Genomic DNA, 13,610 nt, shown 5'->3' on the forward strand with positions numbered 1-13,610 from the left:
ACTCTATCTATAACATTATATCCTAATCACAACTTCCTCCCTAGGTACTCCTTCTTTCCTTCTACGACTATTATGTTGTTGTATGGGAATCGGGGATGCGATCGGGTTGGAGAACGTCACAGGCTTATTATTTTAGGTTAATTCACAAATTTATGGGTAAATCCTTTGACAGGTCTCATGCGCTGGAACTGCTGAGTTTTATTTTGTTGCTGGCGGGTGCTGCGCTGGTGCTGCTGCCACTGGCTGCTGTATTTTGGGTTTCATTATCACCATCTGGTGTCGGTGTCAAGGCTGCAGGCCTGACTTTTGCAAACTATCAGGAGGCTTGGCGACGGGGCAATTTTTTGTTGGCATTCCTTAATTCTACTCTAGTGGCGATCGCAGTGACGGGTTTTCAGGTTGTAACTTCTGCTTTGGCCGGTTACGCCTTGGCCAGGCTGAAGTTTCGCGGGCGACAGGCGATTGTGTTGGGGGTTTTGGCGACGCTGGTAATTCCGTTTCAGCTTTTGGTGATTCCGATTTTCTTGGTTTTGAAGTGGGGCCATCTGCTGAATACTTACGGGGCGCTGATTTTGCCGACGGCGGCTAACGGTTTTGGGATTTTTCTGCTGCGCCAGTATTTTATGACAATTCCCGCGGAGTTAGAGGAGGCGGCAATGCTGGATGGGGCTAACCGCTGGCAGGTTTTGTGGCAGGTGATGTTACCTTTAGCCCGCCCTGCTTTGGTGACGCTGTTTTTGTTTACGTTTATCGGGGAGTGGAACGATTTGTTTAAGCCGCTGGTGTTTACGACGCGGCCCCAGTTGCGGACTGTGCAGTTGGTTCTGGCTGAGTTTCAGGAACAGTTTACTAGCAGTTGGCAGTTGTTGATGGCGGCGGTGGTAATTGGAACTGTACCGGTGGTGTTGCTGTTTTTGGCCGGTCAGCGGCAGTTTATTCGGGGGATTGCGGCGACGGGGATTAAAAATTGAGTTGGAAATGCTTGGCAATTAAGTTTGTCGTCATTTGTTGAACCATTCTCTAGAACAGGCTTTCCGGCCTGTTCCACAAATACTAAATATTCTTGTGGAACAGGCCGGAAAGCCTGTTGCTGACATTGGTTCCAGATGTGAGTGTGTAGTGAAGGAGGCGATTGAAATCGCTACTATACAAACCAAGTCCACTTTAAGCGGACTAACAGATAAAGGGGATATCAAAGCTGTATTATGGATCGGGAATTAAATAACTTACAATTTTAATTGTTATTGTGGGATGGGCGTCCCGCCCGTCATGAGTGGACGGGCGGGACGCCCATCCCACAATCTTGTGGAAGTTATTTAATTCTCATTCCTATGTGAATCTATGCAAAAAACTCGGTTTATTTTTATTTATCCTATCTTTTCTACCGTGGTTGGCAGTCTTATTTGTTGTGCCATTCCTGCCGCTGGACATTACCCAAAAAACTACTTGATCTGTAGTTCTAGCTGTTGGGGAAAGAAGTAGTTACCAAATATCGGCGTTATTTGTATCCCTGATATCTGTGGAAAAAAACTCAGAAATTTTAACCGCAGATGAACAGGAATCGACGCAGATAATGAGCCGTGATGTTGGCTTTTATCTGCGGTCAAAGTTGAGCTATTCGCTGAAAATTTGCAAGCGAATAGAGCGTTCTCCGTCTCCGAAATCCACTTCAATCTTTTCTCCCGAAAGACTGTCCAAGCATCCCAAAAGCAAGCGTAAATTCGGTGTGCTTGCTCCTGTATCCACGTACAATCTATCTGCCAAACTGCCTAAGCGTTTCCAAATGGTGTAGAGTTTGACTACTGCTTGTTCTAGCTGTGCGGCTTGTTTTACAACGTCGGCGGTGGTTCCCAAACAGCCTACTCGCAAAGATTCTTCTAAGGCCATTTCCATATCTAAGTGAGACTGATTGAGAGCTTGCACTTGGGCGGCGGCGTCGAGATATTTTGATAAGTTCTTGGCGTCGGATGTTAGCTGTTTAACAGTATCTACGTCGGGATTTTCTGCTACTTCTTTTTGAATTTCGCTTTGGTGAGATGGAGAGAGTTTCTCCATTTCTTTCACTAAAGGAGCGAGGTAGCGGGAAGGTAGAGAACCTGTAGATGCTTTTTCTTTGACTTCTTCTGGCAATAAATCTGAGTTCATTGCCATCCATTCGTCGGAGAGTTGTTTGACTTCGCGGCGGGTGATGCGATCGCCATTTGCTGCGGCATCTGTTACCATTTGCTGGACTTCGGGAGATGCTTTGGCTGTTTCTACAAAGGCTCTTTTGCTGAAGTTTCTAATGGAATCTGGGTCTAAATCTCCTTGCTGAATCAGAGTGTCGGCACTATTAGCTAATTCTATCAAAGAATAGGCTTGACTTTTGCCAATTTCTCTTTCTTTGAGCCAGTTCAAAAACCCTGTACCGCGTCCTTCGCCGCCTTTTTTTTCTCTGTCTCGGACTGTTCGGAGAATGCGTCCCCGCCAGATGTCGGTTTGCAAGTCGAAGCGATCGCACACTTTCCAGGCATTGTCAACCTGATTGTCAAAATCAAAGTCTGGTATTTGTTCGTCTTCGGGGTCTGGCAATTGGAAATTGATATCGGTAAAGCCGTTGAGGGCTTCTGCAAGTTCTGCGGGATTTAGGGGGACTTCAGCCATTAGAAAAAATTTGTGTAGTGCAACAGCCGGTTTAATTGATAACTAGCACGGGTTGACAGTTGAGACGCTATATGTAGCGGTAAGGTAGGCAAGATTTACCTACTAATAGAGCTTTTGTGCAAGTCATATCATTATTGCACGATGGGGGGCGATCGCTACCTGTACAAAAAATCTTCTCCGAGAGTTACCGCACAGCGTCGCAACAATCAAAAAGCCCGTGGCACAGATAGTCGGATATTTTGCAACAATAACCACTAACCGGATAGTTAAAGGAACTAATTACCCACTACAGCGGCGATACTTTATCGCGTTCAACCTCCTCGCCTGGAGTCGTTTTGCCGTTCAAAGTTGTACCATCACCGGGTAGATTTGTTAATCGATCGCGCTTCCGAAAGCGATCGCGAGTCGAGACAATGACCACATACAGCACCGGCACCATAAACAAACTCAAGAAAGTAGAAACAACCATCCCCCCCGCGATCGCATTCCCTAGCGATCTACGACTTGCAGCCCCCGCACCTTCCGGGTTAATTAGGGGAGCAATCCCCAAAATAAATGATAGAGAAGTCATCAAAATCGGTCGTAAACGCTCTTGAGAAGCCTCAACTGCTGCCTTAGTAATTGAATATCCCTGCTCCCGCAACTGGTTAGCAAACTCCACAATTAAAATCGCATTTTTACTTGCCAATCCAATCAACATCACCAAACCAATCTGGCAATAAACATCATTCGCCAACCCCCGCAACGACTGAGCTAAAAGTGCACCTAAAATCGCCAGAGGAACCGATAGCAAAATAATGAAAGGATCGACATAATTTTCGTACTGAGCAGCCAAAACCAAGAACACAAAAATCAGCCCCAAACCAAAAATAATTGGTGCTTGACCCCCCGACTCAATTTCTTCTAAAGAACTCCCCGACCATTCATATCCAAAACCCGACGGCAAAACTTCAGCCGACACCTTTTCCATCAATTTTATCGCCTGTCCAGAACTCGAGCCCGGAGCCGGGGAGCCACTAATTTCAATTGACCTATATAAATTGTAGTGGTTAACAGTTTGCGCTCCCACCACCGGAGTTATTTTCACCAAATTGCTCAAAGAAATCATTTCATTTTTTCCAGAGCGGACATACAATTTCCCAATATCTTCAGGGTTATCACGAAACTGTTTATCCGCCTGAACATACACCCGATAATTGCGCTGCTGCAGATTAAAATCATTCACATACTGAGAACCAAGAGCCGTTTGTAACGTACTGAAAACATCATTAATCGGAATATCTAGAGCCTTAGCTCGATTGCGGTCAACTTCCACAAGTAACTGAGGCGTATTCGCAGCAAACGTACTAAATACCGCCTGCAATCCGGGCGTCTGATTCGCCTGCTTTAAAATCCCGCCCATCGCCTGAACTAGAGAATCTAAACCGCTGTTCCCTTTGCGGTCTTGCAATTGAAATTGGAAGCCGCCAAATTGACCTAAACCTTGAATAGCCGGCGGATTCACCGGGAAAATTCTCGCTTCTGGAATCGCGAAAAACTTACCCTGCAATTTACCAATAATCGCTTGTACGGTTTGAGCTTCACCTTTCCTTTCTTTCCAGGGTTTAAGGGTAGTAAATATAATCCCCTGGTTGGAACTATTACCACTAAAACCAAAGCCACCTACCGAAAAAGTACCCACCACTTCAGGAACATTGAGGATTTCTTGTTCAACTCCATCCATCACCTGCTGGGTGTATTGCAGCGAAACGCCTTGAGGCCCTTGAATAATTGTCAGAAAATAGCCCTGGTCTTCCTCTGGGATAAATGCTGTTGGTACTGCTAAATAAAGCCAAGCGGTGAATCCCAGAGAAGCAATAAACAACAGGGTAACAAGGGTTTTAAATCGTGTTAAGAATATTAAGGACTCTCTATATTTCTTTTGCATCCAATCAAGAAAAATATTAATCCGGTTAAAAACCCAACCCAACGGGCCGCCAAACTTCTTACCTGGGCGCAGTAATATAGCGGCAAGTGAGGGAGTAAGAGTAACCGCCATAAAGGTAGAAAGCAGCACTGAAAAAGCAATTGTCAGGGCAAATTGTTTATAGAGTGCTCCCGTTGTCCCAGGGAAAAATGCCACGGGTACGAACACGGCCATCAATACTAAGGAAGTGGCAATTACAGCACTAAAAAGTTCCCGCATTGACTCGGAAGCTGCTTGGCGGGCATTCATACCTTGGCGGACTAGACGGTCAATATTTTCGACTACGATGATAGCGTCATCAACCACTAAACCTGTTGCTAAGGTAAGACCAAATAGAGACAAACTGTTAATCGTAAATCCGAATGCTTTGATAAAAGCAAATGTCCCAATCAAGGAAATGGGTATTGTGAGGGTGGGAATAATCGTAGTGCGCCAATCTTGCAGGAAAACAAAAATAACTATCACCACTAGCAAGACTGCTTCAAACAGAGTTTTGACTACTTCTGCCATTGACTCTTGGACAAATTGAGTCGTATCTAGTGCGGTTCTATGTATCACCCCCGGAGGGAAGTTTTTCGCTAATTTCTCCATTTCTGCTTTGACGGCTTGGGCAACATTTAGAGCATTACTTCCGGGTAATTGGTAAATCCCTAAACCCACCGCGTCATTCCCTCGAAATCGCAGAAAAGAGTTATAATTTTCTGCTCCTAATTCTGCTCTACCGACATCTTTTAACTTAACTAAAGTTCCATTTGCTTCGCTTTTAATAACTAGGTCTTCAAATTCTGTGGGGCTTTTGAGACGACTTTCTGCACTCAAATCAATCTGATACATTTGCCCTTCTGGGGCGGGTTCTTGACCAATTCTTCCTACTCCAACTTGCAAGTTTTGTTCGTTAATTGCTCTTGTTACATCTTGCATTGTTAGATTACGAGCCGCTAATTTATTGGGATCGATCCACAGGCGCATAGCATAGCGTCTTTCCCCAAAAATTCGCACGTCGCCCACGCCTTTTACTCTCTTTAAAGTGTCTGCTAAATAGAGGTCGGCGTAGTTGCTTAAAAATATGGTATCGTATTCTTTATTTTCGGTAAATAATCCTATAGCCAGCAGTAGGCTGTTAGATTGTTTTGTAACTGTAACTCCTGTGCGTTGTACGGCATCGGGGAGTTGTGGCTGAGCGACTGCAACTCGATTCTGCACATCGACGGCGGCGATATCTTTGTCGCGGGAAGTATCAAAGGTGGCTGTAATGGTGCTAGTTCCACTGTTAGTGCTACTGGAAGTTAGATATTTCAGTCCTTCAATGCCGTTGATTTGCCTTTCTAGGATGTTTGTTACCGCATTTTCGACAACTTCAGCATTGGCACCGCTATAGTTGGCTGTGACGTTGATTTGGGTGGGGCTGATGTCGGGGAAGCGTTCGATCGGCAATGTGGGAATGCTTATTGCGCCTACCAAAACAATAATTAAGGCGCAGACGCTAGCAAAGACTGGTCGTTTAATAAAGAAATCTGCAAACATTATTTGGGTAATGGGTAGTTGTTAGTTGATAATTGCTAATTCCTAATTGCACTTGCGTCAAAAATTAAAATAGCCCCCTTTTTTAGAGCGGAGCAATCAAGTAGTTTCACGTAAGGTACGTAGTTGCCCTTTAGCGCTCTTAATTTACCTATTAAGAGCGCTAAAGCGCAACAACCTACCTTATTTTTGGCTTGCTAATGGTAATTTTTCCCCTGCTCCTTTCCCTTCCTCTTGAGCCATAATGGGAGCGCCGTCTGTCAGGTTAAGGATGCCTGCGGTAACAATTTTTTCGCCGGCTTTCAAACCTTCGATAACTTGATAATTATTCCCCTGAATGGCTCCCAATTTCACGGGCTTTTGCCGCGCTACTAAAGGTGGCATTCCAGGTTTTGGCTGTTCCGGCTGTTGAGCTGTGAAGACAAAAGTTTCCCCCCCTAAACGAGTAACTGCTGTTACTGGAACTAAAATTCCGGGGTTCTGTTTCCAGATGACTTTAGCTTTTACAAACTGGAGATTAAGTAGTTCGCCGGTGGGGTTGGGAAAGGTGGCTTTAGCTAAAATTGTTTGGGAATTGGCGCTGACGTTGGGGGAGATAAAACTGATTTGACCGATCGCGATCGCCTTACCTTGAGCATCGAGCATTTGTACTGGCAACCCTAAGCGTAATTGAGGCATCCGTTCCAAAGGAATTGATAACCGCAAGTCTAGCAATTGGTTCTCTGTCAGGGTGGCGATAGCGTTGCCTTTTTGCAAGTAATCACCTACTTTCACTGGTATGTCGCCGATGACTCCTGCGAAGGGGGCGATGACCGCAGTTTCTTGTAGTTGTACTTCAAAGCCGCGCACTTGAGCCGCGGCCTGGGCAACTTGCGCTTCAGCTTGATCGAGCTGTTCTTGGCGGGTGCCGTTGGCTAACTGGGCTAATCTACTCTTGGCTTGTGCGACTTCTGCTTCGGATGCAGCTATTTCCTCTGGGCGCGAACCGTTTTGCAATTGTCGCAAAGCTTGCCGCTGCTGTTGCAAGGCTGCTGTGCGACGCTCGATCTCGGCTTGTCTGTTCTTTTGTCGCTGCTCAAACCGCCTTTGAGCTTCTCGGAGATTGGCTTTGGCGCTGCCTTCTTTTTGGGTGTATTGCTCAAGGGTGTTCGCGGATTCTGCACCTTCTTTTGCCAAGGCCTCATATCTGGCAAGTTGCTGGCTGGCTAACTTTGCTTCGGCTGTGCTTGCTTCTATTTGCGCTCTTGCTTGGGCGATTTCTTCTAAGAGGCTACCTGTTTGGGCGTCGGCGAGGTCGGCTTCAGCTTGGCTAACGCGGGCTTGGGCTTGACCAATTTCTTCTGGCCGAGAGCCCGATCGCAGTTGGGCGAGGTTGGCTTGGGCTTGGGCGACTTGGGCTTGAGCTTGGGCGATTTCTTCGGGCCTGGCTCCTGCTTGCAATTCGGCTAAGTGGGATTGAGCGCGGATCAGGTTGGCTTGGGATTGCCTCAAGTCCGCTTGGGCGCTGTCGCTTTTCATGCGGGCGATGGCTTGCCCTTGATTTATGAAGTCGCCGGCTTTGACAAAAATCTCCGTGACTAGCCCTTCTGCTTCGGGTTTGATTTGTACCGAACGCTTGGCTTCTAAGCTGCTAACAAATTCGGAAGCATCTTCGACTGAGCTGGTTTGTACGGCTGCGATCTTGACTGGTATGCCTGGGGGTTGGGCGGCGGCTGCCTGTTGCGGTGCGCGAGTCTGGCCTGATTGCCACGAGTACCAGCCGAAACCTGCTGCGCCTGTGGCGATCGCGAGCGCGGCAATTAGGGGCCAGCGCGATCGTGGTTTAGCAACAGGTTCCGGGCGATCGACAACGGCGGGAAAATCCTCTGGTAGATCGCTGTCTGCATCGGTTGGGTGCAGTTCGGGTGTGGCAGGTTTTTGCTCTTCTGTTTCAACGACGGATTCTGGGGATTTAGAATAACTCATGGGCAGCACCACTTAGATTTTTTTTAACTTCTGACTGAGACTTGGGCGAAATCTTTGATTCTCCGGCGTTCCCCTCCAACAAGGGGGAATAATGACAAGGGATTTTAAACAGGATGGAATCGGGAAAGTCTCTTTTTAATGGGGTTGGGGTATGTGCAGGGCTTTAGTCTCATCACAGTTAGCCAAGCCTGGGGGTGATTATTTTTAGGAAAGCTTCTTGTTATTTCTCAAAAGTTACGATGGCAGGAATGATTGCACATCCTTCTTACGAGTCACCTGAGTGGGTGAGTTGGAAGGATTTTCCCTTGGATTCAGCGGATTCAGCGGAGGTTGGGGAGTCACGCACTCGGGCGATCGCGCTTTTTTCCTTGGCTAGTTGCTCGGTTAACCACTCAATCTCTGAGGCCAGCACTGACTTGCAGCGATCGCGAGAAGCGAATTGATAGTCGTCGGTTAGTGGATATTCGCTCTTGAGGCTTTCGATGTAGTCTTGCCTGGTGTAACAGGCTCGCAAGCGGTGTTCCAATAGCTTCAGCCGTTCTGCCGGTTCTAAGTCGCCAAAAAAGAAAAACTTGATTTGGAACCGGGAACCACTGTTAACCCAGCTTTCTTGAGGGTGTTCGAGCATTTTTTGCCGCCACAGTTCGCGCCCTTTGGGGGTAATTCCGTAGATTTTGCGCGGACAGCCCGCATCTCCGGCTTCTTCGGCTATTACCGAAATCTCCCCTCGCTCTTCCAAGCGCTTCAGCAGCGGGTAAATCGCTCCATAGTTGACGCTGATGCAACTGCTCATAAACAGCTCCAGTTTTTGCTTTAGCCGATAGCCGTGCAGGGGTTGCAACTGTAGCAGTCCAAGTGCTGATAATTCAAGCATTTATATCAATTTGATATTATAGTCTGGATTATATCACTATATCGGACTCAAGGGCGATCGGGTCAATCGATTTTAGATTTTAGATTTTAGATTTTAGATTTTAGAGGCGACCCGACGGATAAATGCGGGGGACGCAAGGATTTTCGATTTTGGATTGATTTGCGCGAGATACATCACGTGGCGGGTACCACCTTTGAAATTCCTGGTCAATTCCTAGTTTCAAAGAAAATTGATTATTAAATATGTATTTAATAAATTTTGTCAATCCCCTTAAGATATATTTTTTAATATCCAGAGTGAATTCTCTTGTGGAACAGGCATCTTGCCTGTTGTTGAGAATGCTGCAATATCTCAGATTTCTGCCACATATCTCTTCTTGGTAAGAGGATCAGAACTTTTATTAGTAGGGGTTGGTTGAATTTTTAAACCCAGACACACTTTAGTATTTATTTATTGAACATTGATTGCAGTCACTGTTTTTTTGTAGCTAATACTCCTCTTATTATTAAGTATTGCTGCGAAAAAACAGTTTGTTTTTTTTCCAATCGCCCTGTTTGTAATCTACGGATATGTGAAATATTTGCTCTTTAGTAAGGCATCAAAAAAAGCAACGCACCCTATGGATAATTAAAGCCAGATGTTGTGTTTCGGTTCGCAATCATCCTCAAAAAGGAGTTTCAAGGAGAAGCTTCCCGATTATATGCTATCACTATGAATGACATAAAGAGAGGAATTTATCTGGAGCGTTAAACCCAATTTAACGCCCTGTAATTAATTGAAATAGCAACCCAAAAAGCATCACACTCAAGAAAATAACACCTCCGACAATTAAAATTAAACCCAATAACAGCGCCGCCACAAATAGCCAATCGGCTTTTTTGCCTTGTTCAGGGGAACCTAAATGAGCATCCAGCAATTCTATATTTTTGACATTAGCTTTCCAAGCAACATCTAACAAATCTCCGGCTACCGGTACAGTACCAGCAACTGTATCAAATACGATATTAGCTGCCATTTTTACTAAAGTCTCTTGAGGCACTCCCATTTGAGCGGATTTGAAGACAACATAGCCTGCAAAAATTGAACTGATTAAATCGCCGCCGCCCGGTATAAGTCCCAGTATCGGATCGAGTCCGATGCGGTATTTTGTGCCGGGAATGGGAATTGCGTTGTCTAGTAAATGGCTGATGCGGCGGAGTCGGCGCAAGGATGCAATATGAGATGGGCTGGGAGTATTTGGGGAGGAATTTTGTAGGGGAGAACGAGACATTTAGATTACTCCTGATTGCAATACAATATTCATTCCGGCTTAAATACCGCTTTTATATCGCGGGCGGGGGCGGGTTGATGAGATTGTCGATTATTGGCAATTATTTTTGGTGAACCCGCCCCTACAAAATTTAACATCATACAAGTCCGAATACAGAGAAACCCGGTTTCTGTTCAAAACCGGGTTTCTTGCTTCTAGCTGGGGGCTTTTAATTTAGCCTGTTATTTGTTGCCTTCTGTGAAGTCGGCGTCAATCACGTCGTCGCCACCAGTGGGGCCGCCGTCTCCATAGCCGCCAGGGCCGCCAGGGCCATCAGTTGGGCCGCCTGCTTGCTGGTACAGGTTGCTGCTGACAGCGTAGAATGCTTGCTGCAACTCTGTTGTCAGTGTCTTGATGCGATCGTCATCTTCACTCTCGATCGCGGATCGCAAGTCTTTAAGCAACCCTTCAATCTTAGTTTTGTCATCAGCGGGAACTTTATCGCCCAATTCTGCCAACTGCTTCTCGATTTGATAGGCTTGAGAATCAGCTTGGTTTTTGCGATCGATCCTTTCGCGACGCTCTTTGTCAGCAGAAGCATTCGATTCGGCTTCCTTCACCATGCGATCGACTTCATTGCTGGGCAAAGTAGAAGCACCAGTAATGCTAATCGATTGCTCCTTGCCAGTACCTTTATCCTTAGCAGCTACATTCAAAATACCGTTAGCATCGATATCGAAAGTAACTTCAATTTGAGGTACGCCACGGGGGGCCGGTGGAACTCCATCTAAGCGGAAGGTTCCCAAATCCTTGTTATCATTGGCCATTTCCCGTTCGCCTTGCAAAACGTGAATTTCCACGTTTGTTTGACCGTCTACAGCAGTCGAGAAAGTTTCCGACTTCTTGGTAGGAATAGTGGTGTTGCGGGGAATGATTTTGGTCATCACGCCACCCAAGGTTTCGACGCCGAGAGACAGCGGAGTAACGTCGAGCAACAGGATGTCTTTGACTTCGCCGGAGAGTACGCCTGCTTGAATTGCTGCACCGACTGCGACCACTTCGTCCGGGTTTACGGTTTGGTTGGGGTCTTTGCCAAGGAGTTTTTTGACCAGTTCTTGCACCGCAGGAATGCGCGTAGAACCACCAACTAAGACGACTTCATTAATTGCAGATTTGTCTAATTTGGCGTCGCGGATCGCATTTTCTACGGGGATGCGGGAGCGATCGATCAAATCGGAACAGAGTTCTTCAAACTTGCCCCGCGTCAAAGTCGTGTCCAAGTGTTTTGGCCCGTCTTGAGTCGCGGTAATAAACGGCAGGTTGATTTCTGCTTGGGTAACGCTCGAAAGCTCAATCTTGGCTTTTTCGGCTGCTTCCGTCAGGCGTTGCAGGGCTTGTTTGTCTTTGCGGAGGTCAATTCCTTCGGCTCTTTGGAATTCATTAGCGATGAAATCAACAATTTTTTTGTCGAAGTCGTCACCGCCGAGGTGAGTGTCTCCAGAAGTTGCTAGCACTTCAAATACGCCGTCGCCTACTTCGAGAATAGATACGTCGAAAGTACCGCCACCTAAGTCAAATACGAGGATGGTTTCGTTGCTCTTTTTATCTAACCCGTAAGCTAAAGCTGCTGCTGTAGGTTCGTTAATAATCCGCAGCACTTCTATACCGGCAATTTTTCCTGCGTCTTTCGTAGCTTGGCGCTGGGAGTCGTTGAAGTAAGCGGGAACAGTAATTACCGCTTGGGTAACAGTTTCGCCGAGGTATTTGCTGGCGTCTTCTACGAGTTTCCGAAGAACTTGTGCAGAAATTTCTTCTGGGGCAAATTGCTTGCCGCGGGCGGGACAGTCTAGTTTGAGGCTGTTGCCGACTTTGAGAACTTTGTAGGAAACTTCAGTGGTTTCGTGGGTTACTTCATCAACCCGACGCCCGATAAACCGTTTTACTGAGTAAAAGGTGTTTTCGGCGTTCATCACGGCTTGACGCTTGGCGATTTGTCCGACAAGTTGATCGCCATTTTTAGCATATGCTACTACGGAAGGTGTGGTGCGACCCCCTTCGGCGTTGGCTATGACGGTGGGTTTGCCGCCTTCCATAACTGCGACGCAGGAGTTTGTCGTACCTAAGTCAATTCCAACTACTTTTCCCATAGGGGTGTTCCGGCTCCAATCTCTACAAAATTTTGGTGTTTTATCTGTGCGATAGTCTGGTTATTCAGGACTGCGATTTTACCTCGCGGTTTACGGGTAGTGAGTCCTGCTTTAATACAGTCTTCGATAGGGTGCTTATCTCTATACTGCGGGCGGTAGACCTTGCGATGAAGGGGTATTTACCGAACCTGTTGGGGGACGGTTGCATCCGTGAGGCTTGCACCGCTACAGTTGTTGACTGCTTTTCTTTACTCTTCCTAATGTACGGTGTGCGATCGATTCGGGTATTGTGGCAAACCGTATACGTTGTGTTGTATTTGCCGTCTTTGTTGTATAAATTTTGTTTGGTTGGTAGGGGCGATCGGTCGATCGGCTTCAAAATAAAAGTAAAATTTATCAGTTAGAGTCATGAGTTAGAGACCTACCCATTTGCTGCTTGTTTAATTGTACTCATCAGAATAAACAGTGAAAAAGGACTATCTTGGTACTCCAAGAAACCGCACCTTTTGTAAAATTCTTTAGCTTGTTCGTCAATAGCATCTACCCTGACAGCATAAATTCCCATATTTTGGGATAAATTCAGTGCATTCTCGAAGGCATGGCGCAGTAACCGCTTCCCCAAGCCTCTACCTTGCATTGATCGATCGACTGCAAGTTTCCCAACTAGCATAGCAGGAGGGGGATAGTTGGGGAGATTTTCTCGCAAGTTAGGTGGTAGCTGGGTACGATCGAGTAAATTAGCGCTGCCAGCATAATAGCCTGCTATTGTGTAGTTATCTTCACCTGCTAAAGCTACAAAAGTTCTAGCAGTACCGAGGCGATCGTTCTGCTTTGCATATCGTTTGAGATAAGCATCTAATTCTGTATTTCCCGAATTAAATGGGTCTTTTCTAAGACTGCTCGTGCTTCGGTTTATATCTTCTAGACGGCTAATAGTCCAATTCACTCGCTTTACTGTTTTGTTTAATAATCTGCAAATAATGCGAGCAATCCTTCAGACGGTGCTGGCGGGTTTTCCATGACTGAAAGTAAAAAGGCTCGATCGCGATCGGACAGTGCTGGAGGTGTATTATTGTAAGCTGCTGGGCCGTTGATAGTAGCATCTGCTTCGGCAATGAATTCGTCTAGGACAAATAGGTAAGCCCACCAAGAGAGTCTGGTTTCGGTACTGGTTTCGGTTTTGACGAGCGATCGCATTTTGCTATTCCTCCCGCTACTAAGATTGCTTTCCTGCTACTATTTTAA

The 13,610-nt window shown here is 46.3% G+C and carries 10 protein-coding genes; 1 reads left to right on the forward strand and 9 read right to left on the reverse strand.

Going from position 1 to position 13,610, the window contains the following annotated elements; translation table 11 throughout:
• Positions 1 to 152 precede the first annotated feature (152 nt).
• A complete protein-coding gene (locus QUB51_RS00680; protein ID WP_333051507.1) occupies positions 153 to 971 on the forward strand; it encodes a carbohydrate ABC transporter permease in 819 nt (272 codons plus the stop codon).
• Positions 972 to 1,614: 643 nt separating this feature from the next.
• On the opposite strand, the gene QUB51_RS00685 is transcribed toward QUB51_RS00680, so the two are convergent.
• The 9 genes from QUB51_RS00685 to QUB51_RS00725 form a co-directional block, all read right to left on the reverse strand.
• Positions 1,615 to 2,643, reverse strand: coding sequence for a hypothetical protein (locus tag QUB51_RS00685; protein ID WP_333209264.1), 1,029 nt, complete (start codon positions 2,641 to 2,643; stop codon positions 1,615 to 1,617).
• Between the two features lie 286 nt (positions 2,644 to 2,929).
• On the reverse strand, positions 2,930 to 6,133 hold the full coding sequence (locus tag QUB51_RS00690; protein ID WP_333051505.1) for an efflux RND transporter permease subunit: 3,204 nt from the start codon (positions 6,131 to 6,133) through the stop codon (positions 2,930 to 2,932).
• Between the two features lie 180 nt (positions 6,134 to 6,313).
• Entirely contained in the window at positions 6,314 to 8,095 is a 1,782-nt protein-coding gene (locus QUB51_RS00695) for an efflux RND transporter periplasmic adaptor subunit (RefSeq protein WP_333209262.1), read from the reverse strand.
• Positions 8,096 to 8,360: 265 nt separating this feature from the next.
• Positions 8,361 to 8,969, reverse strand: a complete 609-nt coding sequence (locus QUB51_RS00700) for a PadR family transcriptional regulator (RefSeq protein ID WP_333051502.1) — start codon at positions 8,967 to 8,969, stop codon at positions 8,361 to 8,363.
• 757 nt (positions 8,970 to 9,726) lie between these two features.
• Positions 9,727 to 10,239 (reverse strand): DUF4112 domain-containing protein, encoded by a 513-nt coding sequence (locus QUB51_RS00705; protein WP_333259606.1) that lies wholly within the window; start codon positions 10,237 to 10,239, stop codon positions 9,727 to 9,729.
• Positions 10,240 to 10,460: 221 nt separating this feature from the next.
• Entirely contained in the window at positions 10,461 to 12,365 is a 1,905-nt protein-coding gene (gene dnaK, locus QUB51_RS00710) for a molecular chaperone DnaK (protein WP_333231312.1), read from the reverse strand.
• A gap of 257 nt (positions 12,366 to 12,622) precedes the next feature.
• Positions 12,623 to 12,775, reverse strand: coding sequence for a hypothetical protein (locus tag QUB51_RS00715; RefSeq protein WP_333051495.1), 153 nt, complete (start codon positions 12,773 to 12,775; stop codon positions 12,623 to 12,625).
• A gap of 11 nt (positions 12,776 to 12,786) precedes the next feature.
• Positions 12,787 to 13,311: a GNAT family N-acetyltransferase gene (locus QUB51_RS00720; RefSeq protein WP_333051494.1), complete on the reverse strand. Its 525-nt coding sequence runs from the start codon at positions 13,309 to 13,311 to the stop codon at positions 12,787 to 12,789.
• A gap of 17 nt (positions 13,312 to 13,328) precedes the next feature.
• Positions 13,329 to 13,562 carry a hypothetical protein gene (locus QUB51_RS00725; protein ID WP_333028250.1) on the reverse strand — a complete coding sequence of 78 codons (234 nt, stop codon included), beginning with the start codon at positions 13,560 to 13,562 and terminating at the stop codon, positions 13,329 to 13,331.
• Positions 13,563 to 13,610: the final 48 nt, after the last annotated feature.

The organism is Microcoleus sp. AT8-A3 (assembly GCF_036705675.1).
In the GTDB taxonomy this organism is placed as follows: domain Bacteria; phylum Cyanobacteriota; class Cyanobacteriia; order Cyanobacteriales; family Microcoleaceae; genus Microcoleus.